27 protein-coding genes are annotated in these 18,778 nt (G+C 65.7%); 1 reads left to right on the top strand and 26 read right to left on the bottom strand.

Translation table 11 applies throughout. From position 1 onward, the window contains the following. Window positions 1-209: 209 nt before the first annotated feature. Complete coding sequence (locus tag MUN73_RS16975) at window positions 210-2,363, top strand: GH32 C-terminal domain-containing protein (RefSeq protein WP_250141699.1); 2,154 nt, start codon at window positions 210-212, stop codon at window positions 2,361-2,363. Window positions 2,364-2,390: 27 nt separating this feature from the next. Here MUN73_RS16975 and MUN73_RS16970 read toward each other — a convergent pair whose 3' ends face one another. From MUN73_RS16970 to MUN73_RS16845, 26 genes are all read right to left on the bottom strand, one after another. Next, window positions 2,391-3,725: a glycoside hydrolase family 68 protein gene (locus tag MUN73_RS16970; protein WP_250141698.1), complete on the bottom strand. Its 1,335-nt coding sequence runs from the start codon at window positions 3,723-3,725 to the stop codon at window positions 2,391-2,393. 369 nt (window positions 3,726-4,094) lie between these two features. Then, the gene (gene secY, locus MUN73_RS16965; protein ID WP_250141697.1) at window positions 4,095-5,552 is read right to left on the bottom strand and encodes a preprotein translocase subunit SecY; all 1,458 of its coding nucleotides are present in this window, start codon (window positions 5,550-5,552) and stop codon (window positions 4,095-4,097) included. Between the two features lie 3 nt (window positions 5,553-5,555). Then, window positions 5,556-6,053, bottom strand: a complete 498-nt coding sequence (locus MUN73_RS16960; protein ID WP_250141696.1) for an uL15m family ribosomal protein — start codon at window positions 6,051-6,053, stop codon at window positions 5,556-5,558. Between the two features lie 2 nt (window positions 6,054-6,055). Next, entirely contained in the window at window positions 6,056-6,523 is a 468-nt protein-coding gene (rpmD, locus tag MUN73_RS16955) for a 50S ribosomal protein L30 (RefSeq protein ID WP_250141695.1), read from the bottom strand. Next, window positions 6,523-7,179: a 30S ribosomal protein S5 gene (locus tag MUN73_RS16950; RefSeq protein ID WP_250141694.1), complete on the bottom strand. Its 657-nt coding sequence runs from the start codon at window positions 7,177-7,179 to the stop codon at window positions 6,523-6,525. The genes rpmD and MUN73_RS16950 overlap by 1 nt, the downstream gene beginning before the upstream one ends. Next, window positions 7,176-7,724, bottom strand: a complete 549-nt coding sequence (locus MUN73_RS16945) for a 50S ribosomal protein L18 (protein WP_250141693.1) — start codon at window positions 7,722-7,724, stop codon at window positions 7,176-7,178. The genes MUN73_RS16950 and MUN73_RS16945 overlap by 4 nt, the downstream gene beginning before the upstream one ends. Beyond that, window positions 7,724-8,173, bottom strand: a complete 450-nt coding sequence (locus MUN73_RS16940; protein WP_250141692.1) for a 50S ribosomal protein L19e — start codon at window positions 8,171-8,173, stop codon at window positions 7,724-7,726. Before MUN73_RS16940 ends, MUN73_RS16945 begins: the two co-directional genes overlap by 1 nt. Then, on the bottom strand, window positions 8,166-8,897 hold the full coding sequence (locus MUN73_RS16935; protein WP_250141691.1) for a 50S ribosomal protein L32e: 732 nt from the start codon (window positions 8,895-8,897) through the stop codon (window positions 8,166-8,168). The genes MUN73_RS16940 and MUN73_RS16935 overlap by 8 nt, the downstream gene beginning before the upstream one ends. A gap of 3 nt (window positions 8,898-8,900) precedes the next feature. Then, entirely contained in the window at window positions 8,901-9,434 is a 534-nt protein-coding gene (locus MUN73_RS16930; RefSeq protein WP_250141690.1) for a 50S ribosomal protein L6, read from the bottom strand. Window positions 9,435-9,436: 2 nt separating this feature from the next. Beyond that, window positions 9,437-9,829, bottom strand: coding sequence for a 30S ribosomal protein S8 (locus MUN73_RS16925; protein ID WP_250141689.1), 393 nt, complete (start codon window positions 9,827-9,829; stop codon window positions 9,437-9,439). Window position 9,830: 1 nt separating this feature from the next. After that, window positions 9,831-10,013, bottom strand: coding sequence for a 30S ribosomal protein S14 (locus tag MUN73_RS16920; protein ID WP_250141688.1), 183 nt, complete (start codon window positions 10,011-10,013; stop codon window positions 9,831-9,833). Further along, a complete protein-coding gene (locus tag MUN73_RS16915) occupies window positions 10,006-10,542 on the bottom strand; it encodes a 50S ribosomal protein L5 (RefSeq protein ID WP_250141687.1) in 537 nt (178 codons plus the stop codon). Before MUN73_RS16915 ends, MUN73_RS16920 begins: the two co-directional genes overlap by 8 nt. Next, window positions 10,542-11,240: a 30S ribosomal protein S4e gene (locus MUN73_RS16910; protein ID WP_250141686.1), complete on the bottom strand. Its 699-nt coding sequence runs from the start codon at window positions 11,238-11,240 to the stop codon at window positions 10,542-10,544. The genes MUN73_RS16915 and MUN73_RS16910 overlap by 1 nt, the downstream gene beginning before the upstream one ends. Continuing rightward, entirely contained in the window at window positions 11,237-11,593 is a 357-nt protein-coding gene (gene rplX, locus MUN73_RS16905) for a 50S ribosomal protein L24 (protein WP_250141685.1), read from the bottom strand. The genes MUN73_RS16910 and rplX overlap by 4 nt, the downstream gene beginning before the upstream one ends. A gap of 2 nt (window positions 11,594-11,595) precedes the next feature. After that, complete coding sequence (locus MUN73_RS16900) at window positions 11,596-11,994, bottom strand: 50S ribosomal protein L14 (protein ID WP_004213668.1); 399 nt, start codon at window positions 11,992-11,994, stop codon at window positions 11,596-11,598. Further along, the gene (locus MUN73_RS16895) at window positions 11,994-12,431 is read right to left on the bottom strand and encodes a 30S ribosomal protein S17 (RefSeq protein WP_250141684.1); all 438 of its coding nucleotides are present in this window, start codon (window positions 12,429-12,431) and stop codon (window positions 11,994-11,996) included. Before MUN73_RS16895 ends, MUN73_RS16900 begins: the two co-directional genes overlap by 1 nt. Further along, complete coding sequence (locus MUN73_RS16890; RefSeq protein WP_250141683.1) at window positions 12,422-12,886, bottom strand: ribonuclease P protein component 1; 465 nt, start codon at window positions 12,884-12,886, stop codon at window positions 12,422-12,424. The genes MUN73_RS16895 and MUN73_RS16890 overlap by 10 nt, the downstream gene beginning before the upstream one ends. Window positions 12,887-12,890: 4 nt before the next feature. Then, window positions 12,891-13,103 (bottom strand): 50S ribosomal protein L29, encoded by a 213-nt coding sequence (gene rpmC / locus MUN73_RS16885; RefSeq protein WP_250141682.1) that lies wholly within the window; start codon window positions 13,101-13,103, stop codon window positions 12,891-12,893. Beyond that, window positions 13,103-14,035 carry a 30S ribosomal protein S3 gene (locus MUN73_RS16880; RefSeq protein ID WP_250141681.1) on the bottom strand — a complete coding sequence of 311 codons (933 nt, stop codon included), beginning with the start codon at window positions 14,033-14,035 and terminating at the stop codon, window positions 13,103-13,105. Before MUN73_RS16880 ends, rpmC begins: the two co-directional genes overlap by 1 nt. Next, window positions 14,035-14,517, bottom strand: a complete 483-nt coding sequence (locus MUN73_RS16875) for a 50S ribosomal protein L22 (RefSeq protein WP_250141680.1) — start codon at window positions 14,515-14,517, stop codon at window positions 14,035-14,037. Before MUN73_RS16875 ends, MUN73_RS16880 begins: the two co-directional genes overlap by 1 nt. 7 nt (window positions 14,518-14,524) lie before the next feature. Then, the gene (locus MUN73_RS16870; protein WP_250141679.1) at window positions 14,525-14,947 is read right to left on the bottom strand and encodes a 30S ribosomal protein S19; all 423 of its coding nucleotides are present in this window, start codon (window positions 14,945-14,947) and stop codon (window positions 14,525-14,527) included. Beyond that, the gene (locus tag MUN73_RS16865) at window positions 14,944-15,666 is read right to left on the bottom strand and encodes a 50S ribosomal protein L2 (protein ID WP_250141678.1); all 723 of its coding nucleotides are present in this window, start codon (window positions 15,664-15,666) and stop codon (window positions 14,944-14,946) included. The genes MUN73_RS16870 and MUN73_RS16865 overlap by 4 nt, the downstream gene beginning before the upstream one ends. A gap of 2 nt (window positions 15,667-15,668) precedes the next feature. Then, the gene (locus tag MUN73_RS16860; RefSeq protein ID WP_250141677.1) at window positions 15,669-15,923 is read right to left on the bottom strand and encodes a 50S ribosomal protein L23; all 255 of its coding nucleotides are present in this window, start codon (window positions 15,921-15,923) and stop codon (window positions 15,669-15,671) included. Beyond that, a complete protein-coding gene (gene rpl4p / locus MUN73_RS16855; protein ID WP_250141676.1) occupies window positions 15,920-16,672 on the bottom strand; it encodes a 50S ribosomal protein L4 in 753 nt (250 codons plus the stop codon). The genes MUN73_RS16860 and rpl4p overlap by 4 nt, the downstream gene beginning before the upstream one ends. A gap of 7 nt (window positions 16,673-16,679) precedes the next feature. After that, window positions 16,680-17,702 carry a 50S ribosomal protein L3 gene (locus MUN73_RS16850; RefSeq protein ID WP_250141675.1) on the bottom strand — a complete coding sequence of 341 codons (1,023 nt, stop codon included), beginning with the start codon at window positions 17,700-17,702 and terminating at the stop codon, window positions 16,680-16,682. Between the two features lie 4 nt (window positions 17,703-17,706). Continuing rightward, window positions 17,707-18,579 carry an RNA methyltransferase gene (locus tag MUN73_RS16845; RefSeq protein WP_250141674.1) on the bottom strand — a complete coding sequence of 291 codons (873 nt, stop codon included), beginning with the start codon at window positions 18,577-18,579 and terminating at the stop codon, window positions 17,707-17,709. Window positions 18,580-18,778 lie beyond the last annotated feature (199 nt).

The raw sequence follows: 18,778 nt of genomic DNA, 5'->3' as shown, positions 1-18,778 counted from the left end.
CCGGTTTTCACCCCAATCGCGGCCGATCGTCTGCGGATTCTCGCCCTCCAGCGTTCGAACTCGCCAGCCGACCGGCTTCCCGAGACGTGCCTCCCCGATCGAGTCGGACGGCGTCTCCGACGGCCGTCGGCGGCAGTCGTCGTCCGGCCAGTGGCCACTGGCAGCAACTGCGGCAGTTCTATTACGATCCGGCGTTGGACTGCGTATAGATGAGTACATCCGTTGCCCCTGTCGGATTCCTGGTCGATGGGGAGCTGTCGGCCGAACAGCGAGCAGCACTCGACTGGTGTGCGGACGCGGGACTCGACGCCCGGACGATTTCGCTCGCCGACGTCGCCGCTGGAACCGACTCGCTCGACACCTACGACGCCCTCTGGTGGCACCGGACGGAGCCGATCGAGTCGATCGCCGAACTGTCGGACTGCCGGGAGCCGATCGAGGCCCACCTGCGCGCCGGCGGCGGCCTGTTGCTCTCGCTGCGTGCGCTCGAGGCCGTTACGGCCCTCGGGATCGATCCCGTTTCGCCGGACGTCTCGCTCGTCGAGGATTCCACGTCGACGAGCGGCCTCCTCGTGAAGGCGCTGTACGACGATCATCCGGCGTTCGACGGGGTGGACGGGCTACGGGTCCCGACGCGATCGGGCGACGGCTCACAGCCGTCCGCACGGTACGAGTCGGTCCTGCCCGAGCGTGGCGAGGTGCTCGCGAGCACCCTGCGAGCGGACCACGACGCCCCCAGCGAGGTCGCACTCGTGGGCTGGCAGGTCGGTGACGGCGACGTCGCCGGGCTCGGGACGGCACTGCGGTTCGACGGGGAGACGACCGAGGAGGCGGCACAGAATCGGACGCGACTCGTCGAGAACCTCCTCGGCGTTCTCGGCACCGCTGACGAACGGCTCGTCGACGGACGGCCGAAAGACGCGGACGCCCTCTCCCGTCGTCGGGCCGCGCTGGCCGACGATCACCACCGTCCGCAGTATCACCTCTCGCCGCCGGCGAACTGGCTCAACGATCCCAACGGGATGATCCAGTGGGACGGCCAGTATCACGCGTTCTACCAGTACAACCCCGGCGGACCGTCCCACGGGACGATCCACTGGGGCCACGCCGTCAGCGACGACCTCGTCACCTGGGAGGACCGGCCCGTGGCTCTCACCCCGTCGCCCGACGGCCCCGATCGGCACGGCTGCTGGTCCGGCTGTGCCGTCGACGTCGACGGGACGCCGACGATCCTCTACACCGGCGGACGGGGCGACCTGCAGTTGCCGTGTCTCGGCACGGCCGTCGACGACGACCTCTCGGGGTGGGAGAAATCGCCCGAGAACCCCGTCGTCGACACCCTCCCCGAGGAGCCGCCGTTGCGATCGACCGAGCACTGGCGCGCGGAGTTTCGCGACCACAGCGTCTGGCAGGCCGCGGACGGCACCTGGCACCACCTGATCGGCTCCGGAATCGAGGACGGTGGCGGGACGGCGCTCCTGTACACGAGCGCGGACGACGACCTGACCGACTGGGAGTACCGGGGTCCGATCCTCGTCGGCGACCCCGAACGCGACGGGGCAATGTGGGAGTGTCCCGAACTGCTCGACCTCGGCGATCGGCAGCTGCTTCACGTCTCGAACTACGAGGAGGTCCGCTACTACCTCGGTACGTACGACGCCGACGAGGGGCGGTTCGAGGTCGATCGAACCGGCCTGCTCGATCACGGCAGCTTCTACGCGCCACAGTCCCTGCGCGACGACGAGGGGCGATGGCTGACGTGGGGCTGGGTGAAAGAAGAGCGGAACGCGAGCGCCCAGTGGGACGCCGGCTGGTCGGGCACGCTGTCGCTTCCGCGTCACGTCGACCTCGACGCCGACGGACGCCTCCGCCAGCGACCGGCCCCCGAACTGACGGCCCTTCGCGAGGCACACGTCCACGGTGAAACGACGAGGCTCGTCGACGACCAGCGATCGCTCCCCGTTTCGGGGCACGCACTCGAACTCCGCGCGGAGATCCGGCTCGACGACGTCGAGGAATTCGGGTTCGTCGTTCGCGAGTCCCCCGACAACGAGGAGGAGACCCTGATCAGGTACACGCGAGACAGTACCGTCGTGGTCGATCGAGCGGGGTCGAGCCTGGACCCGCGTGCCTCGACCGACCCGGTGTCGATGCCCGTCACGCCGATCGACGACTCGCTCTCGCTCCGCCTGTTCGTCGACGGGTCGGTCCTCGAACTCTTCGCGAACGATCGCCACTGCCTGACGACCCGGATCTATCCGACTCGCGAGGACAGCGATGGCGTGTCGATGTACGCGGCGGGCGGAACGGCCACCATCGAGGAACTGGACGTCTGGGAACTCGGGAGCGCCTGGGCAGAGTGACGTGCGCCGGAACGTCCCGGCGTGGAGTCAGCGACTTACCGGCCCGTCGCCGTAGCGGGCTCCCGATTCGGCCCCGGAGCCGTCGTCCGCGAACGCCGAGAGCAGCGGCGGCAACTCCTCGTCGGCGATCGGCAGGTGGCCGTGCTCGAGCGTCCCGAGGATCCGCGTCGACGCGTTCTCGGCCGTCAGTCGAAGGGTCGGTGCCAGCGTCCCGCCGAAGCGCCGCTGCTGTTCCGCCGGCGGGAGGTGGGCCACGTCGTCCAGCGAGAGCCCCTGCAGGTCGTAGTAGTTGAAGAAACTGCTGACGAGTATCTCCTCGCGATGTGGATACGCGAGCCACGAGTAGGTCTGGAACGGCGCACTCGCCGGATTGGTGACGACGAGCCCCGACTCGTTCAGGGGCGCGTACTCGCCGCGAAGCGAGTCGGCGACGAACCCGTACAGCGCGTCGTATCCCGCGATCCCGGGTGCGAACGTGTGTTCGTGGCTCGAGACGAACAGGTGGTAGCCGTCGTCCCGGACGACCACGTGTGGCCGTTCGAGTTCCTGGTTCGTGCCCACGCCCTCGAGTATCGGCGGTTCCAGCGTCCACTCGGTCGGATCGCCGGACCGGGAGACGGCGATGCCGACGCTGCCGTTGTACGCGAGCGCGGCCGGGTCGGCGTCGAAGCGGTCCTCGTCCTCGGGGTCCGGAATCGGCGTGTTGGCCTCGAACAGCAGGCACGTCTCGCCGCTCGCCGGGTCCTCGAAGAACCACGGATCCCGGAAGGTGTAGATCATCCCCCGGGACTGGTCCTCGCGCTCGTAGTGCTCGCCGTCCGGTTCGAGCAAGATCTCGTGCTCGAACGGGCCCGCGATCGAGACGCCGTCCTCGTCGGCAGTGATCGTGCCGCCGGTACCGACCGCGATGCGTTGCGTGTAGCTCAGTTCGGTCTCGCCACGCGACCCGGCCGCCGTGTAGAACAGGTAGAGCCGATCGTCGTCGTAGAGCGCCGAACCGGCCCACTGGCGGGAGCCGAAGGCGGTCCCCTCCGGGAAGACCCGTCCGCCGCAGGTCCAGTTGCGCCCGTCCGCCGAGTAGAAGTACCGGATCGTCGCCACGTCGTGACGCGTCCCCGGCAACAGATCTGCGGGTGCCGTCAGCGAGAAGACGACGCGATAGCCGTCGATTTCGGCGATCGAACCGTCGCGGGACCGGAGCAACCACGTGTCCCAGCAGTGCAGATCGGGAGCGACGTCTTCCTCGGGGGGATAGACGATCGGCGCCACAGTCTCGTCGCTGCGTTCGATCCCTGCGGCCTGCGATCGCGTCCACCGCGGCGGAGACCGCGTCCGTCCGTCGCGTTCCATCCGGTGTGTCATACGTCGACACTCGGTCGATCGGAGAAAAATTGTTCCGGTTTACAACAGGTGTTGTTACTTACATCCGACTCGGCGATCGGGTAGCTATAGTAGCCACTGAAACGATTTACACACTGATCGCAAAGCTGTCCTGCGATCAGGTGTGCATTGACTTTCAGTGGCTACTATATCATCGCTGGCGACGATTCGGACGGCACTGACCGAACGACGAACGCTCCGTATCAGAAGTCACGCCCGTCACTACGAGGTGCGCGTTCGCGTCCAGCGCCTTTCTCGCAGTGAGCCAGCTGCGGCCTCGATCGGCTGGTCTCTACGCAATGGGCTACCGACGCGATCGGCAACGAATCGACGACAGAAAAGCGGGAGTCGCTACTCCTTGCCGAACATCTGGCGCATCATCGGATGCATCTCCATGAGCTGTTCCTCTGCGATCTCCTCGTACAGCTTGTACGTGATGGAGACGGCGAGGAGCAGCCCGGTCCCGGAGACGGCACCGATCGTGCCGAGCATGTTCGCCCAGACGGCGAGCAGGCCGACGAGCGCGCCGCCGATGACGGTCACCTGCGGGATGTACCGCTCCATGACCTTCTCGATGACGCCGACGTTCTGTCGGAAGCCGGGGATCTGCATCCCGGAGTTCTGGATCTGCTTGGCCGTCGCCTCCGGACCCATGTCCGTGGTTTCGACCCAGAAGATGGCGAAGATCGCGCCGCCGATGACCATGAACGTCATGTCGATGCCGACGCGGATCATGACCTGCCACGCTTCCTGACTGAGTTCTCCGGTAAACCACATCCAGTCGCTCGGCGAGTAGATGGGTGCGAGGTAGTAGAAGAACCCGTCGACAGGTTGGCCCTGGTTGTTGTACGTCCCCAGCCACGCGGGCATGCCCCACTGGCTGTTGATGATCTGGCCCATGAACTGGATGTTGGCCTGGAGCGCCCGGACGAGGATCATCGGCAGGACGCTCGCGTAGATGAGCTTCACGGGGAAGCGTCCGCGAGCACCCTTGACGCGGGCGTGACTGAGCGGGATCTCGACACGGACGGACTCCGCGTAGACGACGATCCCGAAGATCAGCAGCGTCGTCAGTAACGCGATGATGTGGCCGTCCTGGAGCAGGATCGTGTACAGTCCGTCACCGGCCACGATCGATCCGACCTCGACCTGGCCGGTCAGGATCCGGTACCAGTCGTAGAAGAACCCGCCTTCTGCCGGCTGGATCAACCCGGTGACGAGTCGCTGGCTGACGCCGGCGATGATGAACAGGCCGATCCCGCTGCCGACGCCCCACTTGCTGACGACCTCGTCCATGTAGAGGATGAGGATCCCGCCCACGAAGATCTGGGCGAACATCAGGATCTGGACCTGCGTCTGGTCGAAGGTGAACCCGCCGAGGGACAGTGACGTCTGGGCAGGCAGGAAGCCGCCGGCGAACACCATCGGGAGCGCGGTCAGCGCGGTCATGATGATGACGAGCAACTTCTGGAGGCCCTGATAGAGGACCTGATCGCGCGGATCGTCCGTGTCGAGTCCGAGCAGGTTCGCCCCACCCAGCAGCTGCAAGACGATGCTGGCGGTGACGATCGGTCCGATGCCGACCTGCAGTATCGACCCGAACTCGCCGGCGAGAATCGCACGGAATTCGCCGAAGAGGTCAGTCCCCTGGCCGGAGAGCCCGAGCAGGGAGATGTTGGTCAGGAAAAAGTACAACATCAGGATGCCGGCCGTCCACGCCAGCTTTCGCTTGAAGGGGACGTGCCCCTCCGGACGGCGGACTGCGGGCATCCGTGTCAGGACCGGTTCAGCGGCTTCCTTCCATCCCATATGTTAGTCCTCGTCCTGTTCGGGTTCGGCGTCGTCGTCCTCGGCGTCCTCGTCTTCCTGGGCTCGCTCCGAGACGACTGCCTCACCGCCGGCGTCCTCGAGTTTCTCGCGAGCCGCGTCGGAGAACGCATCCGCCGTTACCTCGAGGCTGTTGCGGACCTGACCGGAGCCGAGCACCTTGACGACGTCGGCCTCGTGGCCGTCCTCGACGATGTCGCGAGCGTCGAGGCTGTAGCCGTCGTCGGTCTCCTCGGCGAGGTCGTCGGCGACGTAGAGGATCGCGTCCTCGTCTAGCTTCTGGACGTCGATCTCTTTGACCTCGTCCCGGATGTCGTGTGGTCGCTTGAACCCGTGCTTGCCTTTCGGTTCGTAGTTGTGGAACTCGTGTTTGCTCCGCCCGGCGCGACCGCGGCCACCGCGGTGACCTGCACCACGTCGATTCTTGTGGGAGCCACCGCTGTGCGTGCGCGATCCACGCTGGCGTCGTTTTTTGCTCGTCATGGTTATCGCATCGATTCTAGCAGGTCGTTAATCTGCTCCGTTGTATGTTTTCCGAGTTGGCCGCCCTCGACGGTCGGCTTCTTGATGCCGTCGTGGCCGCCACGCGGCGGGTGGAGACGCAGCGTCGGGGACAGTCCCTCGTCGCGAAGCGTGGTCTCCTCGTCGAGCAGTGCTCCGGCGAGCGCGCCGAAGTCGTCGTACTCGGTGTGTTCGGCGAGCCACTCCTCGTCGACGTCGGACTGGTCGCCCTCGAGGGGTTCGGCGCGCTTTTCGAGCACCGTCTCGAGGACGTCCGCGTCGGGTTCGCCGACGGCGACGTAGTCGTTGACCTTCGCGATCATCCCCTCGTAGGCGTCCGTCTCGGGGACCAGCGCGCAGTGGTTCACGCTGTGGATGTTGAGCATCTCGAGCGTGTCCTGGACGTCCTGCTGGCGGTTCACTTCGCCGCGAACCTGCACGATCGCCTTCATCACTCAGCCACCTCCGGTTCTTCCCGGTTCGGTCGCCGCTGCGGGTGGCGCGACTGCGAGGCGTTCTCGAGCGCGTTGAACGTCGCCTTCGCGAGGTTGACCGTCGTTCGGGTGTTGCCGTGGCTCTTGGTCCAGGCGTTCTCGATGCCCGCGAGTTCGATGACCGCGCGAACGGTGTCGCTCGCGGCCAGTCCCAGCCCTTCGGGGGCGGGGATGAGTTCGACCTCGACGGAGCCGGCTTTGCCCGTCGTGCGTCGGGTCAGCGAGTGGGGCCGATCCGATCGGTCCTCCCACGAGCCCGAGCCGCGCGGGACCTGGATGATGTTCAGTTTCGCGATGCCGATCGCCTTCTGGATGGCGGAGCCGACCTGGTCGTCCCGGCCTTCCGCGTAGCCGACGAAGCCGTCGCGGTTGCCGACGGCGACGACGCAGCGGAACTTCACGCGGCGTCCGGAGTCGGTCATTCGCTGGACCATGTTGATGTCCAGCACTTCGTCGTCCAGTCCGGGGAGGAGCTGATCGACGATCTCGGGTTCCTTCAGCGGGAGTCCCGAGTTGAGAGCGGCCTCCATCGTGTCGATGTCACCCTCCTGGACCTTCCGCCCGAGGCGGGTGACGGGCTCCCATCCGTCGTCGTTGTAGTTGTTTCCACTCATTCGAGAATCGCCTCTCGTACGTCGTCGAAGTGTTCTGGGAGTTCGGTCGCGTCGAACTCACCGCTGTACAGCGGTTCGTCGAGCTGCTCGGCGTACTCGGCGACGTGTTCGCCGCGGGTACGCGACCAGTCCGCGAGTACGCTGTCGTTGTGCGGGATCTCGAGTCCGGCGTCGATCGCCCCTTCCTGGACGGCGAACACCTTGTTGCCGGGCGTCGCCGTGTTGAGGCCGATGTCGAGGACCGCTTCCTCGAGGCCGGCGTCGACGGCTCGTTTGCCGGCCAGCAGGCCGGTCAGGTAGGCCGCCGAGATGTTACTCGTCGGGGCCTCCCAGCCGTACTCTTCGAGATCGCCGGAGTGTGCGCTTGCAAGTGTCTCGTCTCCCTGAGGTCCGGGAGTGATCAGCTGCGCCGTAGTGTGCTTGTTGCTCTTGCGAGCCACGAGGCGTGGTTTGCCCGATTTCAGCAGGCGCAACCTCTGGTGGTAGTCCGTCCGGACCTCACGGCGACGTCGCATCGGAACGTTGTATCGTGGTCCTGTCGCCATTACTGGTCACCGTAGTTGTCGTCGATGTAGTTCAACAGGTATCGGACGCTCCGGAACTCGCCACCGCCGGCCTTCTTGTAGAGCTGGCGGTACTGCGTGGGCGTGATCTCGCCCTTGTCGCGGAGTTCGCGGAGTTTCCGTCGCTGTGCACGAATCTTGTCCTGCCACTCCTCTTTCTCGTTCTGGCGTGCACCCTTCTTGCCGCGGCGCTTGCCCGGCCCCTTCTGGTGGCCGTAGGCGCGTTTCGCGTTGCGCTCGCGGGCACGACCGCGGGAGTTGCCGCCGGCCGCTTCGGCCTGGATGCGGCCCTCGTCGACGAGTTCGCGGATCTCGTCGCGAGTGATCGCCTCGGCGATGTCCGCCTGGGCGTCGGGATCGAGCCAGACCCGATTCTCGCCGACGTCGAGGACGTCGGCCGCCAGTCGTTTCTGTGCGGAGAGATCAGTCATTGGATTCCACCTCGACTTCTTCGTAGGTCGGGTTCAGGACGCGGACGCCCTGGGCCTCGGCCTCCTCTTCGATCCGTTCGCGCTTGCGCGCACCGACGGCGGAGGCGATTCGCACCGCCTCGCGATCGCCGTCGACGCCCTCGAGGTCGTCCGTGTTCTCGACGTAGACCTCCTCGAAGCCGCTGGGGTGTTTCCCCCGGACAGCCTCGGGCGTGCGGTATCCGGCCTGGACCTTCTGGCCCTTGCCCTTGACGCCCTTGCGCTGCTTCGAGAGCTGTCCGCGCGGCCGACGCCAGGATTCCGGCGTCCGCTTTTTCTTGTGGTAGTCCTGTCGATTGAACTGCGGCTTGCTCACGTTGCGACGGCGATCGAGCAGACGCTGTTCGTCCTCGGAGAGGTCGGGCGTCTTCTCGGTCAGGCCGCGCGGCTGCAGTTCGGTCTCGACGTCTTCCTCGGGTTCCTCCTCTTCGGCGGCCTCGTCCTCGATCTCGGCTTCGGTCTCCTCCGAGACCTCGAGGTCGCCCACGTCGGCCTTGATACGGGCCGCGAGTGCGTTGCCGACGCCGTCGGCCTCCGCCAGGTCGTCCTGGTCGGCTTCCTTGACGTCCTCGATGGACTCGAAGCCGGCGTCGCGAAGCGCGTCCGCTTTGCTCGCGCCGACGCCGCTGATGTCTTCGAGTTCCTGCGGTTCGTCTGCAGCCGATTCCTGTTCGTCGTCAGCCATCTATCAGGCACCTCCTTTGGCGGGTTTCTCGGTGATGTAGACCCCGTCCTGGAAGACGCGGGTGTCCTTGCCGCTGACGCGCGTCAGCTGCTCGATGTCCGCCGCCGTCTGTCCGACGTCCTCCTTGTCGGGGCCGGACAGGACGAGTTTCTCGTCGTCGACGGCAACCTCGGTCTCACCGTGGATAGTCGTTCGTCGCGCTGCCTTCTCGCCGAGGAAGTTCTCGATGACGACCTCGTCGCCCTCCGAGCGGACCTGCATCGGGAAGTGAGAGTAGAAGACTTCCATCTTGTACTCCCAGCCCTCGGTCACGCCGTGGAAGGCGTTGGTGATGTGGCTCTCGAACGTGCCGACGGTCGCGTTGGTCTTTGCGTCCTCGGCCTCGCTTTCGATCACCACGGTGTCGTCCTCGAGCTCGACGGTCACGTCGGGGTACCAGAGACGCCGCGACACGGTGCCTTCCGGTCCATCGACGGTCACGTCGAGATGGTCGATCTCGACGGATACGTTTTCGGGGATTTCCAGTTCGACTCGCATGGTTAGTAGACGTATGCGATCACCTGGCCGCCGATCCCCTGCTCACGAGCCTCGTAGTGGCTCATGATGCCGCTGCTCGTCGTCACGACGAGCGCACCGAAGTCTCGAGCGGGGAGATAGCGCTTCTCCCACTTCTCGAAGTCGTCGGCGCCTGCGGCGTAGCGGGGCTTGACGGGGCCACACTCGTTGATCGCTCCTTTCAGTTCGACCTCGAACTGACCGGCTTTACCGTCGTCGACGTACTCGAAGCCGTCGATGTACCCGCGGTCGTAGAAGACCTCGAGTACGCTGCCGATCTCGTTCGAGGCGGGCGTTACCTCGTGGGTCAGATGACCGACGCTCTCCGCGTTGTCGAGTCCGGAGAGCGCGTTGCTGAGTGGATCGTTTCCGGTCATGTTATCGGTACTTCTTGAATCCCATGTCGCGGGCGATCTCGCGGAAGCACTGCCGGCACAGGTTGATGTCGTACTTGCCGACGAGTCCCTGTTTGCGGCCACAGCGCTGGCACTCTTCGATCTGGCCGGTGCGCTTTGCGGCGTGCTCGCCCGTGTGATCGTTTTCAGTTTCGCTTTCACTCATCTGCGGACTCCTCCACGGTGGCGTCGAAAGTCGCCTCGACGAACGCGATCGCGTCCTCGGGCGTCAGGCGGTGACTCGACGGAATCGGTCGGGTGGCCTTGTCGCGCTTGGCCACGCGGTAGCCCGGACGCACCAGGTTGACGGTGACGTCCAGCCCGTAGATCCCGACGTTCGGGTCGTACTCCTGGCTCGGGAACTCGGTGTGCTCCTCGACACCGAAGCTGAAGTTCCCGGTATCGTCGAACTGCGTCGCGGAGAGGTCCGCGAGCGGCAGCGACGTTTCGAGGAAGTCCGTGGCGTCCTCGTCACGAAGGGTGACCTTCGTGCCGATCGGGTCGCCCTGGCGAATGCCGAAATCGGGTTCGGTCTTTTTCGCCTGGGTGCGGACGCTCTGCTGGCCCGTGATCTCCTCGATGATGTCCTCGGCCTTCCCGAGTTCGCGGCCACCGCGACCGACGCCCATGTGGACGACGACCTTCTCGACGCGCGGTTCGCGCATCTCGTGGAAGTCGGTTTCTGCTTCCGACATCAGTCGTCACCCTCCGTGAAGTTCTCGTCGATCACGACGACGTACTCCTCGATGGTCTCGAAGCCGCCATCGTCCGTCGAGACGCCGACGGTGTTCGGACCGCTGCCCGGCGTGACGTCGATCGCGTCGATCTCGCCGATCTTGCCGCCGTGGTTGCCACGGACGGCCGTCACCAGGGCTCCCTCCTCGTAGGGGAAGTGGGCGACGATCGACTTGTCGTCGTTGTCGACGACGATCGAGTCGTTCGGGGAGTACTCGTCGTCGTCGACGATGACGTTCGTCCCGTCGTGCAGTGTCAACTGGGTGTCGCCACCCGGGACCTGCTGTTTGCCCTCGATCTTGCCGAGGCGGCTTCCGGCGGCCTCGGCGTCGATCTCGGTCAGCGCGAGCCGACCGCCCTCGTCGGGGAAGACGCGGTAGTACTCCTCGCGTCCGGGGAACGCGACGATGTCGAACATGCCGATCGGGCGCTGTTCGTCGTTGATCGGGTCCCCGTTGACGAGGATCGCGTCCTCGCTCAGGGCGTATCGTGCTTCCTTCTTCGAGTCGACGTAGCCGAGCACGTCCCGCAGCAGGACGACGAGCGGGACGCCGTCCTCACCGTGCGGGCCGGCACCGGCCTTGACCGTGAAGACGTCGGTCTTTCGCTCGACCGGCCAGGACTTCGGTACTGACAGTCGTTTCTGGTGGTTCGTCATTCGGTATCACCTTCGAGCCGTGCTTCGCGACGCTCGTCCTCGAGGTCGAGGTCCGTGATGCGGACGTTCGAGGGGTCGAGCGGGCGCGGCACTTCTTCGCCGTCGGCCGTCTCGACCGTGACGTCCTCGACGTGGATCGTCCCGTCTTCGAGGATCGCACGAATGACCTCGCCGGTCTCGCCGGCGTGGTCGCCGCGCATGACCTCGACGGTGTCGCCCGCGTTGACGCGGGTGCGTCGGGTGTCGTACTCCTCGCGGAGTTCGTCGGACAGCGTCGCGTGAAGCTGCTTCCCTCGCTCGTGCAGCGGGGCACGCTCCGTCTGGGTTCGCTGTTTGTGTGGTTGCTCGGTCATAGCTATACGATCATCGTCGCGGTGGACGCGATTGCTCCGAAGCGCTCTGCGACTTCGCGGGCGATCGGTCCCTTGATCTCCGTGCCGCGGGGCTCTTCGTTCTCGTCGATGATGACGGCCGCGTTGTCCTCGAACTTCAATCGCGTGCCGTCGGGCCGGCGGATCGATTTCCGCTGGCGTACGATGACGGCCTCGAGGACCTGGCGGCGCATCTCGGGGGTCCCCTTCGTGACCGAGACGGTCACCTTGTCACCGAGTCCCGCCTTCGGCTGGCGGTTCTTGGTGCCGTGGTAGCCCGAGACGCTGATGACCTTCAGTTCGCGCGCACCGGTGTTGTCGGCACACGTGACCAGCGACCCCTTCTTCAGGCCCTGGGTGACGTCGGCTTTCATCGCCTCCATCACTGATCACCCTCGTCTTCGCCCGCGGCGAGGTCCTCGTCCGAGAGCTCCGGCTCAGGCTCGGCCTGGCTCGTGAGTTCGGCGATGTCCTCGGCGGTCGCTTCCTGGGTTACTTCGACGACCACGTGCGATTTGGTCTTCGACAGTGGTCGGGTCTCTGCGATCTTGACCGTGTCACCGACCGAGAGCGGCTCGAGCACGCCCGGTACGTGGGCCGGGATGCGCGAGCGTCGCTTCATGTAGCGGTCGTACTTCGGGACCGCCACGTCGTACTCTCGTTCGACGACTACGGTCTTCTCCATGTCCGTCGAGACGACCTGCCCTTCGAGGATCTGCCCTCGAACGGGAAGCTCGCCGTAGAACGGACACTTCTCGTAGTCGTATTCCTCCGGGTTTTCCGGTTCCGGAGGGGTTTCAACGTCTAATCCTATTGCCATGGTGAATCACCATTCGTTTCCGTGCGTCGGGCGGGTCGTGAGAGCAGTCGCGAGCCATCGACCGTAACGTAGGCCACGTCCTCGCCGGCAGCGTGGGGGCGGTCCCGCGAGGGACCGTCACCACGACAGCTGGCGGCATCGCCGCCAGCTCGGTCCGCCTCGTCCGGGTCTTCGGACGAGGCGGGTTGAGTGTCGGCCAGTTTGGACGCGGTCCCCGACCCCTTCGCGGAGTCGGCGGCGTCATCTGTGATCGCGAACTCGAACGTCGAGCCCGATTTCGGGACCATGACGACCCGAGACTCGCCGTTATCACGAACTTCGATCGACAGGGTGTTCGTCGTCTCGATGACGACACGCCCCGCTATGCCGACCCGCGAGGGATCGTCGCTCTCGACGATCCGCACGGGGAGGCCGTTGAGTTCGTGTCGCGGCAGCGTCTCGGGTGTCAGTGGCATTCGTTTATTCCTCGTCGAAATCGCCTTCCTCGCTCTGGATCGTCTTGATCCGAGCGATCGTGCGACGCAGTTCGCCGATCCGGCCCGGGTTCTCCGGGGCCCCACCGGCCGCGAGGACGGACTTCTGGTTCAGCAGTTCCGTCTCGAGCTCTTCGAGCTCTTCCTCGCGCTCTGCGGCCGTCATGTCGCGGATCTCTTCGACGTGGAGGATCGCCATCAGGCGTCACCTCCCTCGTCGTCGGATTCGTCGCCTTCCATCTCGGCGACGAGTTCCTCGGCTTCCGCTTCGACGTCTTCCTCGAGTTCGTCGAGTTCCTCCTCGACCGGCGACTCGTCGGGAACTTCGACCTCCTCGTCTTCGCCGGCCTCGACTTCTTCCTCGATGACTTCTTCGACGTCGTCCTCGAGTTCGGGTTCGGCCTCGTCGGCCGGTTCCTCGACATCGGCCTCGGCTTCGGCTTCGTCGGCCGCCTCGGGTTCACCCTCGAGCAGTTCCTCGACGCCCTCGGCCTCGTTGGCCTCGACGGCGTCCGGAACGACTTCCTCGGGGTCGAGATCCTCGTGGATCTGGAAGTCGTCGGGCAGTTCGGCTCCCGGCGGGATGATCTTGACGTCGACACCGATCGTGCCGAGCTTCATGACCGCGACGCCCTGACCGTGGTCGACGACCTCTTCGGCGGGTTCGCCGTTGTGCTTGATGTAGCCGCGGTTGAACTTCTCGACGCGCGATCGTGCGCCCGTGACCTTCCCGGAGAGGACGATCTCGGCGCCGAGGGCGCCGGCTTCCATGATCCGATCGATCGTCGTGTGACCGGCCTTCCGGAAGTACCAGCCACGCTCCAGGGCGTTGGCCAGTCGGTCCGCGACGATCCGTGCGTTGAGGTCCGGTTCTTCGACCTCCTGCACGTCGATCTGCGGGTCGTCGAGGTTGAACTTCTCCTCGAGAGCCGTCGTGACCTTCCGGATGTTCTCGCCGCCTTTGCCGATGACCATCCCCGGCTTCTCGGCCTTGAGGACGATCTGGGTTCCCATCGGCGTCTTGGCGACGTCCATGCCACCGTAGCCCGCGCGGCCGAGTTCTTCCGCGAAGAACTCGTCGATCTGGGACCGCTGCAGGCCGTTTTCGATGAACTGGTGTTCGTCAGCCATTAGCTATCACCTTCTTCGTCCTCGGCGTCTTCCTCGCTCACGACGATCTCGACGTCCACTTCCGGCGTGTTCCAGGAACTCGCCCGCCCCATCGCGCGGGGCTTGCGGCCCACGGACTCGCCGACCTTGTGGGCGGCGACGTGGACGATCTCCATCGACGCGCCGTCGAAGCCCTGGTGGTCCGCGTTGGATTCGACGTTCTCGAGGAGGTCGAGGAACGCCTTCGAGACCTTCTCGGGGTAGCGACCGGCGTCCCAGCCCTCGATATCCGATCGGTGGCCGACGCCGCTGTTGTGCGAGCGGAACGGGACCGACTGCACTTCGTCGATCACGTCCTGCAGGTACGCCTGGGCGTCTTCGACGGTTCGGCCCTTGATCTCGCGGGCGACCTCCTTGCTGTGCTTGTGGCTCATGTGACGCTCCCGGAGCATCGCTTTCGCGGTCGCGTCCGGATCCGCGTCGACTGAGTAGTTGATTCCCATACGATGATCACTTCAGTGGGACGAACTTCGAGGATCGAGTCGCGCCGATCCCGGCCTGTCCGTGTTCGACGGACGTGCGGGTCAGCTGGAACTCGCCGAGATAGTGTCCGATCATCTCGGGTTCGATGCGGACGCGCTCGAAGGACTGGCCGTTGTAGACCTCGAAGGTCAGTCCGACGAACTCCGGTAGCACCGGCATGTCGCGCAGGTGGGTCCGGATCGGCGCGTTCGCGGTCTCTTCCTCGTCTTTCCCGCGGGCCTCCTCGAGAAGCTTCTCCTTCTCGACGGAGAGTCCGCGCTGGATACTTCGCCGCTTGCGAGCGGGCAGCAGTTCCGCGACCTCGTCGAGCTCCATGTCCTGCAGCTCCTCGAGCGTGTGGCCACGGTAGGTGAACTCACCTTCGCGGCCGGTTCTGTACTCCTGACTCATTTGTCTCCACCTCGACCGGTACGGCGCGAGGAGATGTCACCCACTTTCCGTCCCGGCGGGGCGTCCCGCGAGATGGACTTGGGCTTGCCGGGGTGCTGTCGGCCGCCGCCACCGAACGGGTGGTCGACGGCGTTCATCGCGACACCGCGGACGCGGGGCCACTTCGTGCCCCGGGCTTTCATCTTGTGGTACTTGTTCCCTGCCTTGACCATCGGCTTCTCCGTGCGACCGCCACCGGCGACGACGCCGATGGTGGCTCGACACTGCGGATCGAGGCGCTTGACCTCGCCGCTGGGCAGCTGGACGACCGCCGCGTTGCGGTCGTGCGTGATCAGGTCCGCGTTGACACCCGAGGAGCGGGCGAACTTGCCGCCGTCGCCCGGGTTCGCCTCGACGTTACAGACCGGCACGCCCTCCGGAATCTCCGCGAGCGGAAGCGTATTGCCGGGCTTGATCTCCGCCGAGACCCCGACCTGGATCTCCTCGCCGACGGCGACGCCTTCGGGCGCGAGGACGAGGCGCTGATCGCCGTCCTCGAACTCGACGGCCGCGACGGGCGCCGATCGGGCCGGGTCGTGTTCGATGTCCACGACCGTCCCGCGGACCACGTCGTCGTCTTCTTCCTTCTTGTGGTCGAGTTTCGCCTTGTAGCGATGCGACGGGGCACGGAACGTCGGCGTCCCGCGTCCGCGCCGTTGTCCGAGAATGCGTCGTCCCATCCTCAGAACACCCCGATTCGCGAGGCGACTTCCTGCGCGTCGTCGTCCTCGGAGAGTTTGACGGTTGCTTTTTTCTTGCCTTTCATCGTCACTTGCGTGTTGACGTTGTCGACCGTGATGTCGAAGCGGTCTTCGACCTCGTCACGGATTTCCGGCTTGGTCGCGTCCGGGTTGACGACGAACTGGAGCTTGTTCTCGAAGTCCATGTCGTTCATCGCCTTCTCCGTGACCAGCGGGTGCTCGATGATCGAACTCATCGGTCCGCCACCTCCTCGAGCGCGCTCTCGGTCCAGACGGTCAGGCGACCGGGCTGTGCGCCCGGCGCCAGATCCTCCGCGTTGACCTCCGCGGCCGTCGCGACGTCCGCGCCGGCGAGGTTCCGGGCCGCACGGGACGGGCCGGTCTCGCTCGAGGTCACGAACAGGATCGACGACGGCTCCTTGTACTTGCGTCCACGGGTCTTCCCGCGACCCGATCGGACGCCCCGACCCTCGTCGGCGCGTTCGATGTCCGCATCGAGGCCGGCGGCCTCGAGGAACTCGACGACGTCCTTCGTCTTCTGGAGGTCCTCGAACTCGTCGGAGACGACGACCGGAATCTCGGCGTCGTCGTCGAACTCGTGGCCGCGCTCGGCGACGAGGTCGGCGTCGGTCGTCGCAGCGATCGCGCTGCGGACGGCCAGTTTCTTCTCTTTCGTGTTGATCGATTCAGACCAGTCCTTCTCGGCTTTCGGCGGGTGGGCCTTGCGCCCCTTGACCGTCTGGGGAACGCGGCGACCGCGTCCGTCCTGTCGCGGGACGTGGGCCATCCCTCGGCCGCTACCGAACGACTCGGCCGGCGTTCGAAGGCCGGCGAACTCGTCGGCGCCGTAGTCCTGTTTCCGGTTTGCCTGGGCGACGCGGACCGCGCGGGCGATCAGGTCCGGGCGGTACTGGGTCTCGAAGACCGCCGGGAGCTCGACCTCCCCCGCGTCCGAGCCGTCCAGGTCTCGTACTGTTGCGTCCATGTGCTATCTACCCCTGATTGGATGCGGTGGAGACGTAGCGCACCTCGGGGTCGAGGCGCGGCTGGTCTCCGGGTCGGATCGCCGGGCGGAAGCGCACGAGACGCTGTTCCGGCCCGGGGAGCGAGCCCTTGATCAACGCGTGCGGGCCGTCGACTTCGCCGTAGTTGACGAAGCCGCCGTCGACCGTCGCGTCGGCCCCGTCGCCGATGTCGACGAGGCGCTTGTTCAGTTCCGTCCGCTGGTGGTAGCCGGTCTGGCCCTGCTGTGGGACCGTCGACCGGACGCGGGACGGATTCCAGGGACCGAGGTTCCCGATGCGGCGGCGCCAGCCCTGCCGGGCGTGTTTGCCCTTGCGTTTCTGGACGCCCCATCGCTTGACGGGACCCTGGGTTCCTTTCCCTTTCGTGACGCCGCTTGCGTCGACGTACTCGCCGGCGCGGAACACGTCGTTCATGACGTGTTCGCCGCCGCCGTCCTCGAGCAGTTCGAGGGCGTAGTCGACGCGCTCCTGGACGGAGCCGCCGCCGACGCGCGTCTCCATCACGTCCGGCTTCTTCTTGGGAACCGAGGGAACGTCCCCGGGAACCGTGTGCGTGATGACGCGCACGTCGTCGACGCGCCCCTCCTCGAGGAGCCCGCGGAGTTCGTCCGCGGCTGCGTCGGTGTCGTAGTCGTCACCGGGGAGATCGAGGACGCGATCGAGTTCGGGAACGAACTCGTCGGTCCAGACCTCGGTGACCGGCTTCTTGCCGTACGGCGTGTCTTCGTACGCTCGCAGCGCGACGGCGCGCATCGGCGGCGTCTCCACGATCGTCACGGGGACGGTCTGTTCCATCCCCTCGGTCGGCGAGTTCGCTTTATCGTCGACCATGACGACGTGGGTCATGCCGGCCTTGTAGCCCGCGAAGCCCTGGAGCGTCGGCTGTCCGTCGTCGTCCGGCCACGAGTTGAAGCGCGGGACCTCGCTGGTCGCACGCTTTCGTGGGCCGAACCCGAGTGAGCCTTTGCGTGGTGTATTTGCTTGTGGCATTCTATCACTCTCTCAGTGAGAGGGGCGCGAGGGTGGCGAACAGTGCTTCTTCCGTTCGCACGACCTCGCTTCCCTGATCCGGAACCGTGTTCAGCCAGAGGTCGAACCCCGGATCGGCTGTGGGTTCGACTCCGTCATCCGCCCCGTCGTCGCGAGACGACGAGTCGATCGCGGATGCCTCGATTCCGAGGATATCCGGCAGCCCTCTCTCGGGCGCGCCGAACGCGACGGTCATCCCGTCCCGTTCGACCCGTCCGGCCAGCGTCGCGAGCCGTCCCACGGTGAGTTCCTCACCGTACCGGGACGACGCGATGCGAACGCCGGCGTCCTCACGGCCGAGAGCTGTCGAAAGGTCCGTCCGCTCGACCGACAGCCCCGGGAGGGGCTCGTCGACGAGTTTCGCCCGGACCGGTCGTCGCGAAGAGATCCTGACGGTCACGCGCTCCCCCTCCTCGACCTCCATTTTCGGAGGCGTGTTGAGGGAGATCGGGTGTTGCAAGCCGCAATTGACCCGGACGCGCCCTTCAGGTCCGACCTCGGTCACGATCCCTTGTCTTGACGACCCCGAACCGTTCGATTCGGAGCCGGTCTGTGACACCGCGCGGAGCGGCGGCAGTACGCCCGCGTACTCCAGTTCGTCCCGCATCCCCCAGACCTCGTTGCGGAGGTACGGGGGCGTTGCGGCGTACCGCAACACTGTGCTTACGAACCCGCCGTCGAACCGCCCGGTTTCGCCCTCCCGATCGGGGAAGACGATCAGGCGATCGGCCCGGTAGATCGTCGCCGCGCGGGCGACGTATCCGAGTTTGCGAGTGGCCTCGCGTTTGTCCTCGGCCTCCCGGGTGAGCGACGACGGCACGAGTACGCTGACGGTCATGCCGTGACGCTTCGGCGCCGCGTCACTAGACTGTAGCGATGTGTTGCCGATAGGGTCGTAAAAGGGTAGCGAATTAGATCGAGTACGTGACCGCCTCTCGCTTCAGAAATCGTGGTAATATGGGACATAGAGAGTCGGTAACGCGAACCGTCGACGTGTCGATCAAGTAGCATTTCGAATTGCTGGACAACGGATCATC

It is taken from the genome of Halosolutus amylolyticus, assembly GCF_023566055.1.
Lineage (GTDB): Archaea > Halobacteriota > Halobacteria > Halobacteriales > Natrialbaceae > Halosolutus > Halosolutus amylolyticus.
Note: the sequence above shows the minus strand (reverse complement) of the source record. Positions and strands in the feature narration are given on the sequence as shown.